The sequence below is a fragment of the Pseudomonas palmensis genome (assembly GCF_017848315.1).
GTDB lineage: Bacteria > Pseudomonadota > Gammaproteobacteria > Pseudomonadales > Pseudomonadaceae > Aquipseudomonas > Aquipseudomonas palmensis.
The window spans coordinates 41,567-62,717 of record NZ_JAFKEC010000009.1 but is presented as its reverse complement, the minus strand read 5'-3'; the positions used below and the strand labels follow the sequence as shown (position 1 = coordinate 62,717).

General features: G+C 63.2%; 26 protein-coding genes. 24 read left to right on the top strand and 2 right to left on the bottom strand.

The features are described from left to right. Window positions 1-112: 112 nt before the first annotated feature. Both fdxA and mutS read right to left on the bottom strand, forming a co-directional pair. Window positions 113-436, bottom strand: coding sequence for a ferredoxin FdxA (gene fdxA / locus JZZ72_RS07910; protein WP_043863281.1), 324 nt, complete (start codon window positions 434-436; stop codon window positions 113-115). A gap of 139 nt (window positions 437-575) precedes the next feature. Then, on the bottom strand, window positions 576-3,143 hold the full coding sequence (mutS, locus tag JZZ72_RS07905; RefSeq protein ID WP_054914991.1) for a DNA mismatch repair protein MutS: 2,568 nt from the start codon (window positions 3,141-3,143) through the stop codon (window positions 576-578). Between the two features lie 169 nt (window positions 3,144-3,312). Here mutS and JZZ72_RS07900 point away from each other — a divergent pair, with 169 nt between their 5' ends. The 24 genes from JZZ72_RS07900 (at window position 3,313) to recX (ending at window position 21,114) form a co-directional block, all read left to right on the top strand. Next, complete coding sequence (locus tag JZZ72_RS07900; protein ID WP_078480062.1) at window positions 3,313-4,047, top strand: LexA family transcriptional regulator; 735 nt, start codon at window positions 3,313-3,315, stop codon at window positions 4,045-4,047. Window positions 4,048-4,589: 542 nt separating this feature from the next. Further along, window positions 4,590-4,973, top strand: a complete 384-nt coding sequence (locus tag JZZ72_RS07895) for a phage holin family protein (RefSeq protein ID WP_210014260.1) — start codon at window positions 4,590-4,592, stop codon at window positions 4,971-4,973. Window positions 4,974-5,031: 58 nt separating this feature from the next. Continuing rightward, window positions 5,032-6,051 carry a hypothetical protein gene (locus tag JZZ72_RS07890; protein WP_146094991.1) on the top strand — a complete coding sequence of 340 codons (1,020 nt, stop codon included), beginning with the start codon at window positions 5,032-5,034 and terminating at the stop codon, window positions 6,049-6,051. 73 nt (window positions 6,052-6,124) lie between these two features. Continuing rightward, on the top strand, window positions 6,125-6,643 hold the full coding sequence (locus tag JZZ72_RS07885) for a hypothetical protein (protein WP_100633084.1): 519 nt from the start codon (window positions 6,125-6,127) through the stop codon (window positions 6,641-6,643). Beyond that, on the top strand, window positions 6,640-7,200 hold the full coding sequence (locus JZZ72_RS07880) for a phage baseplate assembly protein V (RefSeq protein WP_043864286.1): 561 nt from the start codon (window positions 6,640-6,642) through the stop codon (window positions 7,198-7,200). The genes JZZ72_RS07885 and JZZ72_RS07880 overlap by 4 nt, the downstream gene beginning before the upstream one ends. A gap of 80 nt (window positions 7,201-7,280) precedes the next feature. After that, window positions 7,281-7,607 carry a GPW/gp25 family protein gene (locus JZZ72_RS07875; protein ID WP_043864285.1) on the top strand — a complete coding sequence of 109 codons (327 nt, stop codon included), beginning with the start codon at window positions 7,281-7,283 and terminating at the stop codon, window positions 7,605-7,607. Next, window positions 7,604-8,485 carry a baseplate assembly protein gene (locus tag JZZ72_RS07870; RefSeq protein ID WP_043864284.1) on the top strand — a complete coding sequence of 294 codons (882 nt, stop codon included), beginning with the start codon at window positions 7,604-7,606 and terminating at the stop codon, window positions 8,483-8,485. The genes JZZ72_RS07875 and JZZ72_RS07870 overlap by 4 nt, the downstream gene beginning before the upstream one ends. Before the next feature lies 1 nt (window position 8,486). After that, window positions 8,487-9,089, top strand: a complete 603-nt coding sequence (locus tag JZZ72_RS07865) for a phage tail protein I (protein ID WP_054914988.1) — start codon at window positions 8,487-8,489, stop codon at window positions 9,087-9,089. Beyond that, the gene (locus tag JZZ72_RS07860) at window positions 9,089-11,032 is read left to right on the top strand and encodes a phage tail protein (protein WP_196932109.1); all 1,944 of its coding nucleotides are present in this window, start codon (window positions 9,089-9,091) and stop codon (window positions 11,030-11,032) included. The genes JZZ72_RS07865 and JZZ72_RS07860 overlap by 1 nt, the downstream gene beginning before the upstream one ends. A 2-nt stretch (window positions 11,033-11,034) precedes the next feature. Further along, window positions 11,035-11,463 (top strand): phage tail assembly chaperone, encoded by a 429-nt coding sequence (locus JZZ72_RS07855; protein ID WP_196932110.1) that lies wholly within the window; start codon window positions 11,035-11,037, stop codon window positions 11,461-11,463. A gap of 67 nt (window positions 11,464-11,530) precedes the next feature. Continuing rightward, window positions 11,531-11,716: a Com family DNA-binding transcriptional regulator gene (locus JZZ72_RS07850; RefSeq protein WP_196932111.1), complete on the top strand. Its 186-nt coding sequence runs from the start codon at window positions 11,531-11,533 to the stop codon at window positions 11,714-11,716. Between the two features lie 10 nt (window positions 11,717-11,726). After that, window positions 11,727-12,059, top strand: a complete 333-nt coding sequence (locus JZZ72_RS07845) for a hypothetical protein (RefSeq protein ID WP_088514470.1) — start codon at window positions 11,727-11,729, stop codon at window positions 12,057-12,059. 109 nt (window positions 12,060-12,168) lie between these two features. Further along, complete coding sequence (locus tag JZZ72_RS07840) at window positions 12,169-13,335, top strand: phage tail sheath subtilisin-like domain-containing protein (protein WP_043864279.1); 1,167 nt, start codon at window positions 12,169-12,171, stop codon at window positions 13,333-13,335. A gap of 12 nt (window positions 13,336-13,347) precedes the next feature. Then, window positions 13,348-13,857 (top strand): phage major tail tube protein, encoded by a 510-nt coding sequence (locus JZZ72_RS07835; RefSeq protein WP_043864278.1) that lies wholly within the window; start codon window positions 13,348-13,350, stop codon window positions 13,855-13,857. Window positions 13,858-13,866: 9 nt separating this feature from the next. Then, window positions 13,867-14,166, top strand: coding sequence for a phage tail assembly protein (locus JZZ72_RS07830; RefSeq protein WP_043864277.1), 300 nt, complete (start codon window positions 13,867-13,869; stop codon window positions 14,164-14,166). 140 nt (window positions 14,167-14,306) lie between these two features. Then, the gene (locus tag JZZ72_RS07825) at window positions 14,307-15,689 is read left to right on the top strand and encodes a hypothetical protein (protein ID WP_210014259.1); all 1,383 of its coding nucleotides are present in this window, start codon (window positions 14,307-14,309) and stop codon (window positions 15,687-15,689) included. A 9-nt stretch (window positions 15,690-15,698) separates the two neighbouring features. Further along, on the top strand, window positions 15,699-16,544 hold the full coding sequence (locus tag JZZ72_RS07820; RefSeq protein ID WP_043864275.1) for a phage tail protein: 846 nt from the start codon (window positions 15,699-15,701) through the stop codon (window positions 16,542-16,544). Further along, entirely contained in the window at window positions 16,519-16,725 is a 207-nt protein-coding gene (locus tag JZZ72_RS07815) for a tail protein X (protein ID WP_078480052.1), read from the top strand. The genes JZZ72_RS07820 and JZZ72_RS07815 overlap by 26 nt, the downstream gene beginning before the upstream one ends. Window positions 16,726-16,788: 63 nt before the next feature. Further along, window positions 16,789-17,832, top strand: a complete 1,044-nt coding sequence (locus JZZ72_RS07810) for a phage late control D family protein (protein WP_116053086.1) — start codon at window positions 16,789-16,791, stop codon at window positions 17,830-17,832. Between the two features lie 26 nt (window positions 17,833-17,858). Continuing rightward, the gene (locus JZZ72_RS07805; protein WP_054914982.1) at window positions 17,859-18,410 is read left to right on the top strand and encodes a glycoside hydrolase family 19 protein; all 552 of its coding nucleotides are present in this window, start codon (window positions 17,859-17,861) and stop codon (window positions 18,408-18,410) included. Continuing rightward, the gene (locus JZZ72_RS07800; RefSeq protein ID WP_116053089.1) at window positions 18,407-18,901 is read left to right on the top strand and encodes a lysis system i-spanin subunit Rz; all 495 of its coding nucleotides are present in this window, start codon (window positions 18,407-18,409) and stop codon (window positions 18,899-18,901) included. Before JZZ72_RS07805 ends, JZZ72_RS07800 begins: the two co-directional genes overlap by 4 nt. 59 nt (window positions 18,902-18,960) lie before the next feature. Next, window positions 18,961-19,443: a CinA family protein gene (locus JZZ72_RS07795; protein ID WP_210014258.1), complete on the top strand. Its 483-nt coding sequence runs from the start codon at window positions 18,961-18,963 to the stop codon at window positions 19,441-19,443. Between the two features lie 106 nt (window positions 19,444-19,549). Continuing rightward, complete coding sequence (recA, locus tag JZZ72_RS07790; RefSeq protein WP_043864269.1) at window positions 19,550-20,632, top strand: recombinase RecA; 1,083 nt, start codon at window positions 19,550-19,552, stop codon at window positions 20,630-20,632. Window positions 20,633-20,646: 14 nt separating this feature from the next. Beyond that, window positions 20,647-21,114, top strand: a complete 468-nt coding sequence (gene recX, locus JZZ72_RS07785) for a recombination regulator RecX (RefSeq protein ID WP_043864268.1) — start codon at window positions 20,647-20,649, stop codon at window positions 21,112-21,114. The last annotated feature ends 37 nt before the right edge of the window (window positions 21,115-21,151 follow it).

Genomic DNA, 21,151 nt, shown 5'->3' with positions numbered 1-21,151 from the left:
AAAAATGTGGGCGGGTCATACCGCCCCTTTTTTTTGCCTGCGAAAAAGTGGGTGGCCCTGCAGCGAACATAAAAAAGGCCCCGAAGGGCCTTTTTCATTGATCCGGCGTCGATCAACGCTCCAGATCTGCAATCTTGCCCGGCTTGCCATCCCACTCTGCAGCGTCTGGCATCGAATCCTTCTTCTCGGTGATGTTCGGCCAGATTTCGGCCAGCTCGGCGTTGAGCTCGATGAAGTTTTCCATGCCGGCCGGCACTTCATCTTCCGAGAAGATCGCAACGGCGGGGCACTCAGGCTCGCACAGTGCACAGTCGATGCACTCATCCGGGTGAATGACCAGGAAGTTCGGGCCTTCGTAGAAGCAGTCCACCGGACAGACTTCTACACAGTCGGTGTACTTGCACTTGATGCAGTTGTCGGTGACGACGAAGGTCATTTCTAATTTTCTCCTCAGGCGACGGCAGCGTTCCCTTCCAGACAGGGCCGCTCGGTTCGGTAGGTCGGCAGCGAGCCAGGCTAATAACTCGCTGCCCCGCCGAACCGCGCGGGATTCTATCAGTTTGTGCGATGGGGCGTTATAACAGAGTCTTTAGTGTATAGAGCATTTCGATAGCTTGGCGTGGCGTCAGGTTGTCCACGTCGAGCTTGCCGATCTTCTCGATCACCGGATGCGGCAGGCTGGCGAACAGGTCGCTCTGGTGCGGCGTGCTGGGCGCTCCCGGGCTTGCTGGCGCGGTTTCGTGGGGCAGGCTGTTGGTTTCCAGGCGGCCCAGGTGCTCGCGGGCTCGCTGGATCACCGGTGCCGGCACGCCTGCCAGTTGTGCCACTGCCAGGCCGTAGCTCTGGCTGGCAGGCCCTGGCAGCACATGGTGCAGGAACACGATGCGTTCGTTGTGCTCGGTAGCGTTCAGGTGCACGTTGGCCACCAGCGGCTCGCTTTCGGGCAGCACGGTCAGTTCGAAGTAGTGCGTGGCAAACAGCGTGTAGGCGCGCAGCTGGGCCAGGCGCTCGGCGGCGGCCCAGGCCAGCGAGAGGCCGTCGAAGGTACTGGTGCCGCGGCCCACTTCGTCCATCAGCACCAGGCTGCGTTCGGTGGCGTTGTGCAGGATGTTGGCGGTTTCGCTCATCTCCACCATGAAGGTAGAGCGCCCGCCGGCCAGGTCGTCGCTGGAACCGATACGGGTGAAGATGCGGTCCACCAGCGACAGCTCGCAGCTGGCGGCCGGCACGAAGCTGCCGATATGCGCCAGCAGCACGATCAGTGCGGTCTGGCGCATGTAGGTGGACTTACCACCCATGTTCGGGCCGGTGATCACCAGCATGCGCGTGTTGTCGTCCAGGCCCAGGTCGTTGGCCACGAACGGCGTGGTCAACACCTGCTCGACCACCGGGTGGCGACCCTGGCTGATGCGCATGCACGGTTCGTCGACGAATGTCGGGCAGTTGAGGTCAAGGTTCAGCGCACGCTCGGCCAGGTTGCTGACCACATCCAGTTCGGCCAGCGCCGCGGCGGTGTCCTGCAGCGGGGCCAGGTGGCCGATCAGGGTTTCGAGCAACGCATCGTAGAGCATCTTCTCGCGCGCCAGGGCGCGGCTCTTGGCCGACAGCGCCTTGTCTTCGAACGTCTTGAGCTCGGGGGTGATGAAGCGCTCGGCGCCCTTGAGGGTCTGGCGGCGGATGTAATCGGCCGGCGCCTGTTCGGCCTGCTTGCTCGGCAGCTCGATGAAGTAGCCATGCACGCGGTTGTAGCCGACCTTGAGGTTGGCAAGGCCCGTGCGGGCCTTTTCGCGGGCTTCGAGGTCGATCAGGAACTGCCCGGCGTTCTCGCTCATCGACAGCAGGTCGTCGAGCTCGGCGTCATAGCCGACCTTGAGCACGCCGCCATCACGGATCACCGCAGGCGGGTTGTCGATGATCGCCTTCTGCAGCAGGTCGGCCAGTTCCGGGTAGGTACCGGCGATGGCCGCCAGGCGCGCCAGATGCGGTGCCTCCAGCTCGGCCATGGCGTTCTGCAGTTCAGGCAGCGCGCCAAGCGCGTCGCGCAGGCGCGCCAGGTCCCGTGGGCGAGCATTGCGCAGGCCGATACGGGCGAGAATCCGCTCGATATCGCCGATGTCCTTCAGTTGCGGTTGCAGCTTCTCGAAGCGGTAGCCGTCGAGTAGGCAGCGAATCGAGCTCTGGCGGGCCTGCAGCACCTTCAGGTCACGCAGCGGCCGGTTCAGCCAGCGGGTCAGCAGGCGGCTGCCCATGGCGGTCTGACAGCGGTCGATCACCGATTGCAGAGTGTTGTCGCGGCCCCCGGCCAGGTTGACGTCCAGCTCCAGGTTGCGCCGGCTGGCGCCGTCGAGCACCACGGTGTCGTCCAGCCGCTCGTGCTTGAGGCTGCGCAGGTGCGGCAGGGCGGTGCGCTGGGTTTCCTTGGCGTAGGCGAGCAGGCAGCCGGCGGCGCCGATGGCCAGGGTCAGCTTCTCGCAGCCGAAGCCCTTGAGGTCCTGGGTTGCGAACTGCTGGCACAGGCTCTTGCGCGCCGAGTCACGGTCGAAGTCCCATGGTGCGCGGCGGCGCGAGCCACGGCGCTTCTCGGCGGGCAGGCCCTGGGGCCAGTCGTCGGGGATCAGCAGCTCCACGGGGTTGACCCGCTCGAGCTCGGCCAGCAGGTTTTCCCAGCCCTTGAACTCCTGCACGGTGAAGTTGCCGCTGGTGATATCCAGCACGGCCAGGCCGAACAGGCGTTCGTCACCCAGTACGGCGGCGATCAGGTTGTCGCGGCGCTCGTCGAGCAGGGCTTCGTCGCTGACCGTGCCTGGGGTGATGATGCGCACCACCTGGCGTTCCACCGGGCCCTTGCTGGTGGCCGGGTCGCCGATCTGCTCGCAGATCACCACCGATTCGCCCAGCTTCACCAGCTTGGCCAGGTAGCCTTCGGCGGCGTGGTAGGGGATACCGCACATGGGGATCGACTGGCCCGCCGACTGCCCGCGGGCGGTCAGGGTGATATCCAGCAGTTTGGCGGCCTTCTTCGCGTCTTCGTAGAAGATCTCGTAGAAATCGCCCATGCGGTAGAACATCAGCTGGTCCGGGTGCTGGTTCTTCAGCTTCCAGTACTGCTGCATCATCGGGGTGTGTGCGGAAAGATCGCTCATTACAGAAACTTGGCTCGCAGTGTCGTTTAGACCAAAGGCAGCGGGCAATGGTACAGGGATTTTTTCCCCGTTGCCGGGCCTAACGCTGCGCAGCGACCTTTTGCCCCTGGCATTGTGTTAATGCATATTTGAATTTGCATTTGCGCACGAGATGGGTACTATGCACGTTATGCAAAAACGCAACGTAGCTACCGTCTTGAGAGCATTGCTCGACCGCCACGGGATCTCCCCCACGGAGCTTCACCGTCGCACCGGCGTGCCCCAATCCACCCTGTCGCGGATTCTCAGCGAGAAGATCGTCGATCCTTCGGACAAGCATGTGTCGAAGATCGCCGAGTACTTCGGCGTGAGCACCGATCAGTTGCGCGGCCGTGCCGACCTGGGCGATACCCGCCCGGCGAACGCGCCGCGCGCCGACGTGCAGCTGCAGGACATCAGCCTGTGGGATGACGACACCCCCGTCGAGGACGACGAGGTGTCCATTCCGTTTCTTCGTGAGGTCGAGTTGGCAGCAGGATCAGGACGATTCGTCATCGAGGAAAGCGAGAAGGCCAGCCTGCGCTTCGGCAAGCGCAGCCTGCGTCACAACGGCGTGCAGTTTGACCAGGCCAAGTGCGTGACGGTGCGCGGCAACAGCATGCTGCCGGTGCTGCGTGATGGTGCCACGGTGGGGGTGAATGCGGGCAAGAGCGGCATCGGCGACATTGTCGACGGCGACCTGTATGCCATCAACCACAATGGCCAGTTGCGCGTGAAACAGCTGTATCGCCTGCCCACGGGTATCCGCCTGCGCAGCTTCAACCGCGACGAGCACCCGGACGAGGACTACACCTTCCAGCAGATGCAGGAGGAGCAGATCAGCATCCTCGGGCATGTGTTCTGGTGGGGCATGTACGCCCGCTAGGTTCTGTCGCTACATCAAACCCGCCTCGGCGGGTTTTTTTGTGCCTGCAAATGCCTGCAGGGGACGGCCTTGCCGGCGAATGATCGCACCAAATATTTGCGGCAATCCCACCGAATCCTTCACCGGCAAGGCCGGTTCCTGCAAAAAATCTACCCCTCAAGACAGCACTGCAGCGCAAGCAGGGCAAGGCTTTCATGCGTTATTGCAAAATCAGATGCATAAATATTTCCAAAAATGCATTGACTGCATATGCATTGATGCATAACCTTTGTCTCAAGCCGGTCAGACACCGGCAGTGGCAAAGGCAGCGATGAACAGGCCTGAACTGTTCAGAGGGTTGGCAACTGACCCAGGTGTGCAGCGTAAAGCACCGTAAGCAGTTATCCGGCGGGCAGGCGGCCGCGGTCGGAGGAACAATTTGAGGCGGGATCGCACGGCGCACCAGCAGTGGCCGGCGGTCCGACAACGCATTACTGAAAAGCCTGGGCGACCGGGCTTTTTGGAATGCCGAGTGATCGGCTGTTCAACAAGGGAGCACGAGCATGACAAACGAGCAACAGACGTTGCTGGAAATGCCGATCTGGCTGGTGATCGTCCTGGCATTGCTGGGCGGTCTGTCTGGTGAGATGTGGCGCGCAGACAAGGAGGGCGCCCGCGGCTGGGGCCTGTTCAGGCGACTGCTGCTGCGCTCCGGGGCCTGCATGGTCTGCGGCGTATCGACCGTGATGCTGCTGTATGCCAGCGGGCTGTCGATCTGGAGCGCCGCAGCCTTTGGTTGCCTGACCGCCATGGCGGGCGCCGACGTGGCCATCGGGCTTTACGAGCGCTGGGCTGCGAAGCGGCTGGGTGTGGCACAGGGCGTGCCGCCCCTGCCATCGGATGCGCCACTGCATCGCGACCTGCGTGAGCGCGACCAGGAGCAATGATCGTCGCAAACACTATCGAAAGCCGCTTGCAGCGGCTTTTTCATGTCCGGAGAAACCTATGTCTGATAACACCCGCTTGTACGAGAATGCCGGCTACGTCGGCCTAACCCTGGCCCAGGGGCCGCGCGACGCGGTGATCTACGGCTCTGCCACGTCGGTCAGGCTGAGCAGGAGTTTTGTTGCGATGGGCGGTTTTCGCTTTCGCGGCCAATACACACGGGGCATGGTTCCGACCTTCGCGATGGCTGACAAGGTCGCCAGCGTGGCGCCAGCCGGTCTCGGTGCCGAACGCAGCAACTGCAAAGAGAGCTGGTACGCCGCGTTTGCCTGTGCCAATGAAGGTGACGCCAGTGCCGTGGTGAAAACCATGCCGTTCCTGCGCGTGGGCAGTATCAGCGGCAACGTGATCACGCTGAACAAGGCCGGCGAGGGTACCCACGATATCGCTGAAAAAAGCTACGACTGGATGGCCGACAACAATCTTGCCGGTGTGCAGTGCCTGGTCATCAGTGAGGGCGGGCAGTGGTCCGGCCGGGTAGCGACCGTCGTCGCTAACACTGCAACCACCCTTACGCTCGACAATATAGGGGCGCTGTCCTTCGGCGCATTTTTGTTGCCCGCGCCCCCCGGGTTCGCACATTTCTGCTACCTGGCGTCGTTCTATCTGGACACCCATGAGGTGCGCAACATCTACGACACCGGCACCGAGGTGGTGTCCAGAGGCATTTACCTGCTACGACCCGAAACGCCCGGTGCAAGTCCAGGCCCTGTCGGCACCTTGATGGACTGCTCCGGGTATATCGCACCCTTGGCTACCGGCGTTCGAATGGACTCCAGGTGCGTCATGAGCACCTCTGCCACCGGTGACTACGCCGAGTACTTCTCGCCCGACAGCGGAAACCACGATGTACGTACCAATTACGACCTGAAGGACAACAGCGGCTCGCGCAGCTTCGTGTTCGGTGGCGTATCGCTGGCGTTCCTGTACCCGCAGACCTTCAACTTCAAGAATGCCGGCACGCTGGCAGCCAAGCGCTCCGAGGGTCGGATTGCGCCGACCGGCTGGTTCGAGCCGTAGTCGCCGCAGTGAACGCAACGCCTGCTGCAACCGCAGTGGGCGGCTTGTCGAAGAAGACACGAAAGGAGGGCTTGTGAACGAACTCAAGCTATTGAGCCAGGCCATTACCGCAACATTCCAGGCGGGTGTACCTGATTTCGCGACGGTTGAAGCGTTCAGCGCAGTCAACGAGCACACTCCGCAACCGGCACTGTGTCACACTATCACCGCTATGGAGGCAAGCGTTGACCCCGGCGATGGACGCTTGTGCATCCTGGCGCGTTTCGAGGCACGCATCCTGGTGGATGCACAGCAGCAACACGCAGCCCTGCAAGCCGCCACATTGGCGGCGAAATCAACGCTTGTGCTGCACAAGCAGTTCTGGGGCGTGGATTTCGTCGCGGCGACCCTCAATGTGAAGGCGCAGACGGCCATACCTGCCGAAGTACCCGGCACCCTGGAATGGCGGGTGCAATGGCAGCAGCCCGTTTATCTTGGCGACCTGCAGTGGCCCTGGCCAGACCAGCCACCCGGTTCGCTGCTGTTCGCCTTCAGCCCGGACACAGGGCCCGCGCACAAGGACAGCTACCAGGCACCGGAGGACATGGCATGAGTTACGCCAGCTCCATGCATGACCGCATGCTGGCGGCGTTGGTCATTCCATGTCGGGTGGTCGGCATCGACCTGGCAGCAGCGCGGGTACGGGTCTCCGATGGCGCCGGCTGGACCAGCGCCTGGGTGCGCTGGCACAGCCACGCGGCAGGCAAGGCCCGCCACTGGCGTGCGCCGAGCCTGAACGAGCAGGGCGCACTGCTCAGCCCCAGCGGTGAGCCGGCGCAGGGTACCTTCGTACCGGGCCTGTACGGCAATGCCGGCGCGCCACCCGACAACCGCGAGCACGTCGAGGTATGGCGCTTCGATGACGGTGGCTCGCTGGTCTACGACTGGCAGGCCCGCAGCTACAGCATCGAGCTGCCCGGTGGCACCGTCAGCCTCAAGGTGGCCGGCAGCTCGCTGCTGGTCACCGACAACGCAATCACCCTGAACGCCGCCAACATTGCCCTGACCGGTGAGGTGAGCATCAACGGTGGCCTGCGCGTGACCGGTGACATTCTGGGGGCCGGCAAAATCATCGACACCGGCGGCAACACCGCCAATCACAAGCACTGAACCCCGCCCGCCGACGCGGGCTTTTTTATGCCTGGAGACAACATGGCTAGTGAATGCATTCAGGCCAGGGAGGTACCGCGATGATCGGCATGAGCCGCCACGGCGGGCAGACGCTGTCCGGCATCGGGCACCTGCGCCAGTCCATCGAAGACATCCTCACCACCCCGCTGGGCAGCCGGCGCATGCGCCCCGACTACGGCAGCAAGCTGCGCCGTTTCGTCGACCTGCCAGTCAACGAGGGCTGGAAGAGTGCGGTGCAGGCCGAGGTCGCCCGCGCCCTGACCCGCTGGGAACCACGCCTGAAATTGCAGCGGGTGCGCGTGGTGGCGGTAGTGGGCGGGCAGATCAGCCTGCAGCTGAGCGGGCAGTACCTGGGTGACAGCCAACTGCTGGAGATAACGGCATGAGCAACGTGGAACTGTCGGCGCTGCCCGCGCCGCAGGTGCTGGAAGACCTCGACTTCGAGGACATCTTCCAGGATGACCTGGCGGCCTTTCGGTCGCACATGGGCGAGAACTGGGACGCGCTGCTGGAAAGCGACCCGGTGACCAAACTGCTGGAGGTGGGCGCGTACCGCAAGCTGCTCAATCGGGCGCGGGTCAACGATGCCGCCAAGGCGCTGCTGCTGGCCTATGCCCAGGGCAGCGACCTGGACCAGCTGGCAGCCAACGTGCAGCTCAAGCGGCTGGTGGTACAGGCCGAAGACGCGAACAGTGTGCCACCGACCCTCGAAGTGCTTGAGGAAGACGATGCACTGCGCGAGCGGGTGCAACTGGTGTACGAGGGCCTGACCACCGCCGGCCCGCGCAACAGCTACATCCTGCATGCACGCAATGCCTCGGGGCAGGTGGCCGATGCCTCTGCAGAAAGCCCGTCACCGGCAGTGGTGGAGGTGACGGTGCTGAGCCTGGAGGAGGACGGCATCGCCAGTGCGCAGTTGCTGGCCGAAGTGGCCGCCTATCTCAACGACGACGATGTACGCCCGGTGGCGGACCGCCTGGAAGTGCGCAGTGCCGAGGTGATTCCTTATCGCATCGATGCCGTGCTCTACATGGCCGGGACGGGGCCGGAGAACGAAGCGACCCTGGCCGAGTGCCAGCGGCGCCTGCAAGCCTGGGTCAACCCTCGGCGACGCCTGGGCGTGGAGGTTTCGCGCTCGGCCATCGATGCGCAACTGCACATCGCCGGTGTGAGCCGGGTGGAGCTGCGCAACTGGACCGACATCCGCCCGAGCAAGGCGCAGGCGGCCTGGTGCACCGGGTTCGAACTGACGCGGGGGGGCTGACATGCACAGCCTCCTGCCGCTCAACAGCACGCCGCTGGAACGGGCCGTCGAGGCGGCCTCCAGCGAAGACCTCAAGGTCACCCTGCGCACCCTGTACAACCCCGATACCTGCCCGGCGAACCTGTTGTACCAGCTGGCCTGGGCCTGGTCGGTGGACCGTTGGGACGACACCTGGCCCGAGGCGATCAAGCGCTCGGTGATTCGCTCCTCGTTCTACGTGCATGCCCACAAGGGCACGATCGGCGCATTGCGCCGCGTGGTGGAGCCGTTTGGTTATTTGATCGAAGTGATCGAGTGGTTCAAGGCCACGCCCCCGGCGGTGCCCGGCACGTTCGCGCTGAAGATCGGCGTGTCCGAGGCGGGGATCAGCGAACAGACGTACCAGGAACTGACCTGGCTGATCGACGACGCCAGGCCCGTCAGCCGACACCTGAGTGGCCTGGTCATCAGCCTGGAAACCGCCGGCTCGCTTTACCTCGGCGCCGCGCTGCAAGACGGCGACGAACTTGACATCTACCCGCCTGCGCCGGCCGACCTCACGGTCATGGGGGCCATCGGGCGTGGTGGGCGAGAACACACCATTGACTATCTGGACATTTACTAATGGTTGATCAGAACTCCCAGTTCTACGCGATCCTGACCAAGGTGGGGGCCGCGAAACAGGCCAATGCGGATGCCCTGGGCATTCCTTGGAAAATCACACACATGGCCGTCGGTGACGCCAGTCCGGCAGGGCTGGACAACCCGCCGCTGCCAATGCCCGACGCGAGCTGGACCAGCCTGCTCAACGAGTGGCGGCGGGCGCCGCTGAACCAGCTCAAGGTCGACGAAAAGGACAGTGCGGTCATCGTCGCCGAGCAGGTGATTCCGGCCGAGATCGGCGGTCGCTGGATTCGCGAAGTTGGGCTGTACGACGCCGACGGCGACCTGGTGGCGGTGGCCAACTGTGCGCCTACCTACAAGCCGTTGCTCAACCAGGGCTCGGGCCGTACCCAGGTGGTGCGCATGAACCTGGTGGTCAGCAGCGCCAGCAATGTCGTGCTCAAGATCGACCCGAGCGTGGTGCTGGCCACGCGGGAATGGGTCACCGAGGAACTGGCACGGCAGGACTTCAAGCACTCGGTGCTGGCCGCGACGACCGCCGCCATCACTTTGAGCGGCCTTCAGACGGTGGACGGCGTTGCGCTGACGGCCGGGGCGCGGGTGCTCGTGAAGAATCAGGCCGTTGCCAAGGACAATGGCTTGTATCTGGTGGTGGCAGGGGGCGCCTGGACACGCTGCACCGATGCCGATGCCAGTGCGAAGGTGACGCCGGGCATGTTGGTGCTGGTCGAGCGCGGGACGGTAAACGCCGACAGCGCATGGCAACTGCTGACTGATGCGCCGATTACCTTGGGCGTGACTGCCTTGAACTACGGGATGGCATTCGGCCGCACCGGGGTGGCCGCTGGTACTTACCGTAGCGTACAGGTCGACGCCTATGGCCGAGTGGTCGCCGCGACGAACCCAACCACAGTGGCGGGTTACGGGTTGACGGACGTGTACACCAAGACGCAGGTGAATGACCTAGTGCAGTCGCTCACGATAAGAGCCACGCAGCCGGAGGCAGAGGCTGGCACTGACGACACCAATGTTATGACGCCGCTGCGGGTGTTCCAAGCGATTGCTAAGGTGGTCACTCAGGCGACGGAAAGTAAATTTGGTTGGGCGAAGGTGGCGACCCAGGCGCAGGTCACCACCGGCGCGGATGACACGACGATCATCACGCCCAAGAAACTGCGAGCAGCACAGGCAACCCAGGCCGAAGCTGAAGCAGGCACCGACAATGCGAAGATCATGCCCCCGCTAAGGGTCGCTCAGCTCGCATTGAAGATGCTCAATAGCTGGGGGGTTGGCACCGATAACCCGCCTGTCCTAGCAACGTTCAGCGGAAACAGTAAGACGGGGTTCTATGTGGGCGCCGGTGCGGCGGCGCCTAACGCAACGCCTGGATGCCCACCTGAAAGCGCCAACAACCTGCTGGGTATTGTTGCTGTTAACGTCCGTAGCGACTCCACGTACTACTTCGCGTTTGAGAACGGTCCAACGGTGGCGTCCCGGCGTTATTGGGTAGGTCAATGGAATGACCGTATCGGGACGGTTTTCTGGTCGAGCCTGATGACCTTTGACCGGATTGCAACTCAGGCGCAGGTCGATGCAGGCGTGGCGGATGACGTGATTGTCACGCCGAAAAAGCTGCGTTGGGGTGTTAGTTTCAGTGCTACACCCAACGGCTGGCTTGCGTTGCCGTCATGGTTGGGTGGTTTCGTTTTCCAGTGGGGGGCGGACCTGGGGAATGCGGGGGCAAGTAAGACACTTGTGTTTCCAATGGCCTTTCCAACTCAGCTGTTTTCCATCACCGGTGCGATCAGTGGCACATCAGCAGCGGGTATTTCAGTGCTGTTTAATCCGGACAACTTGAGTAAAAACAGCATCACATTCCGCTGTAACAACTCGTCAAACGTGACAGTTGCGAATGCGGTGTTCTGGTTTGCAGTGGGGAAATAACAATGTCGCGACTCTACAGCCCGACAACGGGCAACTGCTACGTCAAAGGTCTGCATGCCGTAATACCCGCCGATGCTATTGAGATATCGACGGAGGTTTTCGATTTAGTGGTGGGAAGCCCCAGCCTAGGCAAGATTCGTATGCACGGTGATGATGGGGTGCCATATCTAATAGATCCCCCTTTCAAACCGAATGGAGCTGAGGCCGCAGAGCGGACATGGCGTGATAATCAAGTCATTGCTACTGAGTGGGTGGTCATCCGGCACCGCGATCAGCAAGACATGCAGTTGGCGACCACGCTACAAATCAAGCAGTTCGCCGAGCTGCTGCAGTACCGTCAGGCTCTGCGCGACTGGCCCCAGTCGGAGCTGTTCCCAGTTTCTGAGCACCGGCCAGTACCGCCGCTCTGGTTGGAAAGCATCACCCCCTGAAGCCCCGCACTGTCGGGGCTTTTTCATTCTTCAAGACCCTCCAGCAGATAATCACAAGGCATCGCAGATGTTGAAAGATTGCAGATGCGGCAGATGCAAACGACTACTTGCCCGGATAGGCAAGTTCACCGAACTCCAGATCAAATGTTCCCGCTGCGGAACGTTGAATCATATGAAGGCCACGAGCCTCGAACCATCGCCTGTGAGCGACATGAACGCGGAATGTTCCGCTACCCAGCATTCGACTCGATAGGTAAAAAATCATGGAACCAGTAAAAGTAGGCAAGCATTTCTTCAACGCTCACCCGACCACGGTGACTCAAGTCTTCAGCCCGGAAGAAAACAAGGAAGGTGTCTATCTGCGCACCGCCACCATTTGCACCGGCGGCGGCATCATCAACCTGTACAGCGGTCCCAAGGCACCTGCTCGTCTGGGTGACATGACGGTGCACGCCATCATGGGCGGAGTAGCCAGTAGCAACAACTGGCAGTACACCCAACCCTACCCACTGCTTATCCCTGCTGGCTACGGGCTGTGGACCGTCTCGAACAACTCTGTCGCCGCGATCTCGCTGACCTGGGACTTCCTCGCCTGATTTTGGCCACCGCACCTGTACCTGCAACGGCCGGTTCACCCCGATAGTTGCCGATCCAACCTTACAAGGCCCTGCACCGCAGGGCCTTTTTCATACCCGGAGTTTACCCATGAGTGGTTTCTTTCACGGCGTCACCGTCACCAACGTCGACACCGGCGCACGCACCATCGCGTTGCCGTCGTCCTCGATCATCGGTCTGGTGGACACCTTCACCGAAGGCCCGACCGCCAGCGCCAAGTTCAACGACCTGGTGCTGATCACCAGCGAGCGTGAAGCCATCGCCGCCTTCGGCGCCGACGCGGCCATCACCCGTGCCTGCCAGGCCATCTACCAGCGCGCCAAGGCGGTCATCGTCGCCTGCGGCGTGGCCAAGGTGGCCGACGCCGCCGAGCAGACCTCGGCCATCATCGGCAGCGTGCTGGCCGACGGCAAGCGTACCGGCCTGCAAGCGCTGCTCGACGGCAAGAGCCGTTTCAACGCCCAGCCGCGCCTGCTGGTCACTCCAAAGCACAGCGCAACTCAAGCCGTCGCCACCGCCCTGGTGGCCCTGGCCGACAAGCTGCGCGGCCTGGCCATCATCGACGGCCCGGCCACCACCGACGAGGCCGCCCTGGCCTACGCCGAAAACTTCGGCGCCAAGCGCGCCTTCCTGGTCGACCCGGGCGTGCAGTACTGGGACACCACCACCAGCGCCACCGTCGATGCAGCGGCCTCGGCCTGGGTCGCCGGCCTGTTCGCCTGGACCGACAACGAGTACGGCTTCTGGGCCTCGCCCTCGAACAAGGAGTTCGTCGGCATCACCGGCACCACCCGCCCCATCGAGTTCCTCGATGGCGACGAGACCTGCCGCGCCAACCTGCTCAACAACGCCAACATCACCACCATCATCCGCGATGACGGCTATCGCCTGTGGGGCAACCGCACCCTGAGCAGCGACCCGAAGTGGGCCTTCGTTACCCGCGTGCGCACCATGGACATCGTGATGGACGCGATTCTCTACGGGCACAAATGGGCAGTCGACCGCTCGATCACCGCCACCTACGTCAAGGACGTGACCGAAGGCCTGCAGGCGTTCATGCGCGACCTCAAGGCCCAGGGCGCGATCATCAACTTCGAAGTGTTCGCCGACCCGGAACTCAACAGTGCCAGCCAGCTGGAGCAGGGCAAGGTGTACTGGAACATCCGCTTCACCGACGTACCACCGGCCGAAAACCCCAACTTCCGCGTCGAGGTCACCAACCAGTGGCTGACCGAAGTTCTCGATAACGCAGCTTAAGGAGCACTAGCAATGGCAATGATTCCCGAAACCCTGGCGAACCTGAACCTGTTCGTCGATGGCACCAGCTTCCAGGGCGATGTCACCAGCCTGACCCTGCCCAAGCTCACCCTGAAAATGGAAGAGCACCGGGTGGGCGGCATGGACATGCCCATCGAGATGGACATGGGCATGGAGAAGCAGGAAGCCGGCTTCACCACTACCGGCGTGCGCCGTGAGTCGCTGAAGTTCTTCGGCCTGGCCGATGGTTCTGCGTTCAACGGCACCTTCCGCGGTGCCTTCAAGGGCCTCAAGGGCGCTGTCACCCCGGTGATCGTGACCCTGCGCGGCGCGCTCAAGGAAGTCGACATGGGCGATTGGAAGGCCGGTGACAAGGCCGAGGTCAAGCACACCGTCGCCGTCACCTACTACAAGCTGGAAGTCGGCGGACGCCTGATCTACGAGATCGACCCCATCGGCATGAAGCGCGTGATCGACGGCGTCGACCAGCTCGCGGCACAACGTTCGGCCCTGGGCCTGTAAGGACTTCTCATGACCCAAGCAAAGATCCCCAGCTGGATGAAGCTGAGCGCCGACGGCGTGGTGGTGGCGCTGACCCGGCCGAGCGAAGCCAATGGCATCAAGGTCGACAGCCTGTCGTTGCGCTCGCCTACGGTACGCGACATTCGTGCGGCTCAGTCGGCCGGCAGCGGCGACGACGAGCAGCGTGAGCTGAACCTGTTCGCCTCCCTCGCCGAGGTGGGCATCAAGGACCTGGAGGGCCTCGCGCTCAAGGACTATGGCCGCCTGCAGGCGGGCTATTTTCGCCTGGTGCAAGACGACGAGCTTTGACCCCTCCCTTCAGAAGGTGGCCGCCAGGCGGCTTGCCCGTGAGCTGAATTTTTCTGCCACCGAGATCATGACCATGTCGTTCAACGACATGGTCTGGTGGCTCACGGAGTGAGCCGGTTTTGCACGCACAGGGGGACCGTATGGCAAACGCGTTAGCGTTGAAACTGGTTATCGGCGCCTCGGTCAGTTCGACGATCGGCGCATCATTCAAGCTGCTTGAGGCGCGGATCCGGCAACTCAGGCAATTGAGCAGCGAAGGCAAGGGCGACCTGTACCCGCTCGGGCTCGAGACGCTGGGCAACGGGATGCTCGACAGCGCTCCTGGTGACCCACCAGGCGCGAGAACTCAAGCAAAGACCGGGGGCGCCGTACAGGCTGCTGAAACACAGGGCTCCCGGCACAGGCTGACATTGTTGAAGAGCATCGACGGGCACTTGCAGGTGATCAGTTTCCAGGTCGCCGATGTTGCGCGCCGGCTTTCGCAATCGAAGCCCGCCAGGGTATCCGTAAACATCAGATCGCAAGCGGAACCGCAGGCACCCGCAGGGGCAGCTGCGGCTGCTTCACTGGAGACTGCAGCGCCTGCATCTCTGCCAACCGATGGGACACCTGCGGCGGGTCGGGTATCCGACCCGCTCAGCAGGAGGATGGCGGGGAGCGATGATACCGGGCCCCCGGCAAAGGGGCCGCAGCCCATAGGTATCATCGCTGTTGCCAGTGATTTCAGGGCAGGGCCACGGAAGGCTGGCGTGCTGGGTGGCGACGCTCCCAAAGGCGCAAGGGCGCCGCAACGCGTGTTTGTCGTCAATGCCCAGGACTTTTGCTGCGGCGCGATAACTTCGAGAAGGGGTAGAGGGGGAAGAAAGAACAGCCCCTCCAGGCGCCGACCTTCATCTGCTCCGGTTGGGCGCTGGGAAAGCATCAAAGGTTACCTCGGCAAGGCTGTTCCGGCGATCAAGGCCGCTCGAGCGCCCGCAGCCGTCGAGGCCATCTACAAGTTCGGCAAGACCTTCCTCACTGCAGAAACCACCGAGCAGAAGGCCGAGGGATATGGTGGGGCAGTGGGCGGTTTTGGTGGCGCACTGGCCGGGGCTGCGCTGGGCGCTTTCGTTCCTGTCATCGGTCCTGCGATCGGTTCGCTGATCGGGGGTATTGTGTTCAGCGAGTGGGGCTCCTCGTTAGCCAAGAAGTGGTTTGCAGACGACGATGCTGCCAAGCCTCCTGCTAGCGAACCCACTCACTTGTCCAAGTCGCTGGGCGATGTCGCTCGTTCGATGAATCCCGGCGCTGGCGAGCCGATGACAATTCTGTCGTTGCCGCCTGCGCCACCTTCGATCAGCCCTGCGCCGCAGCCGATTGCCCAACAGATCACCTTCGCCCCGAACATGCCCATCACCGTGCAGGGCAGTGTCACCGACCCGGCCCAGTTGGCGATGAACATCGAGCCGATCATTCGACGTCAGTTCCTCGAACTGACCCGTCAGGCTTCGATGCGGCAACTGGCCGACCCCACATTTGTATAAGGAGCTGCCATGACCTACATGGACCAGTTGCACTCGGCCCTGCGGGCGCTGATCGCAGCGGGGGAGGCGGGCCGGCGCAGTGCCGACGAGATGCTGGAGCCCATGACCGGCGCCATCAGCGATATCGCCGAAGCCGCTGCCGCGCTCGAGGACATCCCCTACGTCGGGCCGCTGATCGGCGCCAGGCTGCAACGCACGATGCGCGCCATCAACCGGGCGCAGCGGGGCGTCGACAAGGTGCTGGGCCGTTACAGCCGCGCCGTGGCCAAGGTCGCGCTGGTGCAGGAGCGCATCGTCATCTTCGAGCAGAAGGCGGCCAAGGCTGCCGCAGCCATCAACAAGGTGGCGGGTCGCATCAGCCCGTCGCTGGGCACGTTGCTGCCCACCGGCAGTTTCGCGCCGTCGGTCACGCCGGCAGCCGAGGTGGTCAAGCCGTTCCCGCACCTGCTCATTCTGCAGTCGTTGCAGGCGCAGGCGCAGCCTTACTACTTCAACCTCGACACCGCGACCTTCGATGAACTGCGTCGCCAGAGCGGCTTTCGCTGGGCGGGCCAGGAGCGCCTGAGCCGCCACCCGGCGCAGCAGGCGGTGGGGCTGGGCGAAGAGCGCATCACCCTCAAGGGCACGATCTTTCCCGGTGCCAAAAGCGGGCTCGGCCAGTTGCAGGCGCTGCGCAGCATCGGTCGGCAATTGCAGCCACTGAGCCTGACCACCGGCTACGGCGAGGTACTGGGCAACTGGTGCCTGACCAGCATCGAGGAGGACCAGAGCAGCCTGGTGGCTGGCGGCATTCCTCGCAAACAAGGCTTTTCATTGGAGTTCGTGAGCTATGGCGACGATCTGCAGAACCTCTGACGGCGATCTGCTCGACAGCCTCTGCCAGCACTACTACGGGCACCTCAACGGCAGCGTCGAAGCGGTACTCGATGCCAACCAGGGCCTGGCCGACCAGGCGCAGCCGTTTGGTGCCGGGGTGCTCATCAGGCTGCCCGCGTTGACGCCCGCCCGCCAGGCCCTGGTGCAGTTATGGGACTGAGCTGGCGCGCCCCCCTGCCTGCCAGCGCTGCGTGCGCGGGCAGGCCCTTCTGGAGCAGCAACCATGCAACCTGTGTTTCGCATCGTGGCCGATGGCAAGGACATCACCGCGCTGATCAATGATCGCCTGCTGTCGCTGCGTACCACCGACAAGCCGGGCATGGACTCGGACGAGTTCGAACTGCGTATCGACGATCGCGACGGCGAGGTGGCATTGCCGGCACGCGGTGCCTTCATCGAGGTGCATCTGGGCTACGCCGGCCAGGCATTGACCCGCCTGGGGCGCTACGCCGTGGATGAGGTGGAGCTGTCCGGGCCGCCTGACAGCATCGTGATCCGAGGCAAGGCCAGCGACATGCGCGGCAGCGGCAAGACCACCCGCAGCGGCAGCTGGGAGAACGTCACCCTGCAGCAGATCGTGCGCGACATCGCCGCGCGCAATGGCTGGCAGCCAGCGTGCCCGGTGACGCTGCGCATACCGCGCATTGACCAGTTCAACGAGTCGGACTTCAACTTCATCACCCGTCTGGGGCGCCTGTTCGACTGCACCGCCAAGGTAGCGAACGGCGCGCTGCTGGTGATGCCGCGCCAGGCCGGCAAGAGCGCCAGCGGCAAGGCCCTTGGTAACGTCAGAATCAGCCGTGGCGACGTGCGCAGCTGGCAGTTTCGCATGACCGACAAAGGCACCCACAAGGCCGTGCAAACCCGTCATCTGGACAGCAAGAGCGGCCAGCAGAGCGTGGTCGACCTGCCCAACGACGACGCGCCCGACGGCCTGTCGCCTGTGCACACCGACCGCCACCTGTACCCCAACCGTAGCGCTGCCGAGCAGGCCGCCAAGGCCCGCCTGGCGGCGCTCAACCGCAGCACCGCCAGCCTGCGCCTGGAAATGCCGGGCCGCACCGACCTGTTCGTCGAACGCACCCTCGATGCCCAGGGCTTCAAGCCCGGCCTCGATGGCGAGTACCTGATCGAGTCGATCGAGCAGGTGTTCAGCGCGTCCGGGTGGAGCACCACGGTCGAGTGCAATGGCGGCAAGCAAGGCAAGGCCAGGGCCAAGGGCGGGCCGGGTAATGCCGGTCGTTCGCTCAAGGCCGGACAGGCCTAAACCCCTATGCATTTTGGAGAATGATGATGGTCATCACTCAGCAGAACTTGATGCAGATTCTTCCCGGTGCCGGCGCCAATGCCGGCATTTTTGTACCCGCCCTGAACACTGCCATGGCCCGTTGGGAAATCGACAACCCCCGGCGCATTGCTGCCTTCCTCGCGCAGATCGGCCACGAGTCGGGCCACCTGCGTTACGTGAAGGAGCTGGGCAGCGATCGCTACCTGTCCCGTTACGACACCGGCGCCCTGGCCCTGCGCCTGGGCAACACGCCGGAGGCGGACGGCGACGGTCAGCGGTACTGCGGCCGGGGGCTGATCCAGGTTACAGGGCGCAACAACTACCGCGCCTGCAGCATGGCGCTGTTTGGCGACGAGCGTCTGCTGGAGTTGCCGCAGTTGCTCGAGCAACCGCGTTGGGCCGCCGAGTCGGCTGCCTGGTTCTGGCACTCGCGCGGGCTTAACGCGCTGGCCGACCGCGGTGAGTTCAACCGCATCACGCGGCATATCAACGGTGGCCTCAATGGCCTGGAGGATCGCCTCAAACTCTGGGCCCGCGCCCGCGAGGTGCTGTGTTGAACCGCTTGCACGCCGGCGTGCTGCTGAGCCTGGTGGTGCTGGCCTGCGCATTGACCTGGCAGGTCCAGGGCTGGCGCCTGGGCCGCCAGCTGGCGCAGCAGCAACAGGCCTGGGCATTCGAACGCCAGCAACTGGCCGAGCGTGCTGCCGCCGAGCTGAAGGGCGAACGCCAGCAACGCCATGTGCTGGAGCGCCAGCTGGATTTGAACGACAACACCCATTATCAGGAGCTTCTCGATGCACAACAGGCTCAGGCACGCTTGCGTGATCGGCTGGCTACTGCTGATCTGCGGTTGTCGGTCCTTCTCGACCGCGACGCCACCCCCGACCTGCCTGCCGCCCCCGGCGCCGGCAGCCTGGATCATGGCGCCCCACGCGCCCGACTTGACCCGGCGCATGCTCGACGAATTATCGCCATCACCGATGCCGGTGACGCCGGACTGATCGCCCTGCGCGCCTGCCAGGGTTACATACGCGCGCTCACACCTTGAGTGTTCAGCCACGCCGATAGCTGGTGTAGGGTAGGCGCCAGACCTTCAAGGAGCTCGCCATGGACCCGATCACCGCACTTTCTGCCCGGCTGGGGGAACACCTGCGCCGTTACAATGCCCAAGTCACCACGGCCGAGTCCTGCACCGGCGGCGGTATCGCCGAGGCCATCACGCGTATTCCTGGCAGTTCGGCCTGGTTCGAAGCGGGCTACGTGACCTACTCCAACGCCCAGAAGACTCGCCAGCTGGGGGTAGACCAGGCACTGTTCCAGCAGGTTGGTGCGGTCAGCCAGGAAGTGGTCGAGGCCATGGTGCGCGGCGCCCAGGCTGCCAGCGGGGCACGCTTTGCCGTGGCGGTCAGCGGTGTGGCAGGGCCCGATGGCGGCTCGCCGGCCAAACCGGTGGGCACTGTATGGCTGGCCTGGGGCTACGGTGCGCATGTGGCCAGCGAGCGCCGGCACTTCGATGGCGACCGCGATGCGGTGCGCCGACAAACGGTAATCGCCGCCCTAGAGGGCTTGTTACAGCTTGGCGCAGAGTAAATCGCAAATCGGGGGTAGGCGGAAAGAAAACCCTGTGGAATAATACTGGCTACTTATACAGGTGTTGTGGCCGTCAGGCCCTATCGATGATTACGTGAGGACTTCAATGGACGACAACAAGAAGCGTGCCTTGGCTGCGGCCCTGGGTCAGATCGAACGTCAATTCGGTAAAGGCGCGGTCATGCGCATGGGCGATCACGATCGCCAGGCGATTCCGGCAATCTCGACCGGCTCGCTGGGTCTGGACATTGCTCTGGGCATCGGCGGCCTGCCAAAGGGCCGTATCGTCGAAATCTACGGTCCTGAGTCGTCGGGTAAGACCACGCTGACCCTGTCGGTGATCGCCCAGGCACAAAAAGCCGGCGCCACCTGCGCATTCGTCGACGCCGAACACGCCCTCGACCCCGAGTACGCCGGCAAGCTGGGCGTCAATGTCGACGACCTGCTGGTCTCGCAGCCGGACACCGGTGAGCAGGCCCTGGAAATCACCGACATGCTGGTGCGCTCCAACGCTGTCGACGTGATCATCGTCGACTCCGTGGCAGCCCTGGTACCCAAGGCCGAGATCGAAGGCGAAATGGGCGACATGCACGTGGGCCTGCAGGCTCGCCTGATGTCCCAGGCACTGCGCAAGATCACCGGCAACATCAAGAACGCCAACTGCCTGGTGATCTTCATCAACCAGATCCGCATGAAAATCGGCGTGATGTTCGGCAGCCCGGAAACCACCACCGGTGGTAACGCGCTGAAGTTCTACGCTTCGGTACGTCTGGACATCCGCCGTACCGGCGCGGTGAAGGAAGGCGACGAAGTGGTCGGCAGCGAAACCCGCGTCAAAATCGTCAAGAACAAGGTGGCGCCGCCGTTCCGCCAGGCCGAGTTCCAGATTCTGTATGGCAAGGGCATCTACCGCAACGGCGAGATCATCGACCTGGGCGTGCTGCACGGTTTCCTCGAAAAAGCCGGTGCCTGGTACAGCTACCAAGGCAGCAAGATCGGTCAGGGTAAAGCCAACTCCGCCAAGTTCCTGGCAGAGAACCCGGAAATCGCCGCGACCCTCGAGAAGCAGATCCGCGACAAGCTGCTGACCGGTGGTGTTGAAGCTGCAGCTGCTGCGGCTGCTGGTAAAACGGCTGCTGCAGAACCTGAAGATGATCTGGTCGACGCCGACGCCGACGCCAACTTCTGATTTGCAGATAGACCATGTCCGTCGTACTCGATACCCCCGTCGCCGTAAGGCGGACAGCTATGGACCTGCTCGCGCGACGCGAGCATGGTCGTGTCGAGCTGACGCGCAAGTTGCGTCAGCGCGGCGCTGAGCTCGAATTGATCGACCAGGAACTCGACCGTCTGACGGAAGAGGGCCTGCTCAGCGAAGCGCGCTATCTCGAAAGTTTCATCAGTTACCGCTCCCGTTCGGGCTATGGCCCTGCGCGTATCCGTGAAGAGCTCAGTCAGCGCGGTTTGCAGCGTAGTGATATCGAACAGGCCTTGCGTGAGTGCGGCATCGACTGGCAAAGCCTGCTGATCGATGTATGGCAACGCAAGTTTTCCGGGCAACTGCCCTCCGATCCGCGCAGTCGCGCACAGCAAACCCGTTTTCTGGTCTACCGTGGTTTTTCCATGGAGATGGTCGGTCGTGTGCTGAGTGGTCGCAGCCTGGACGATTGAGCGATGGCCGACCCGAAAGGGGGTAGGCCAGGCATGT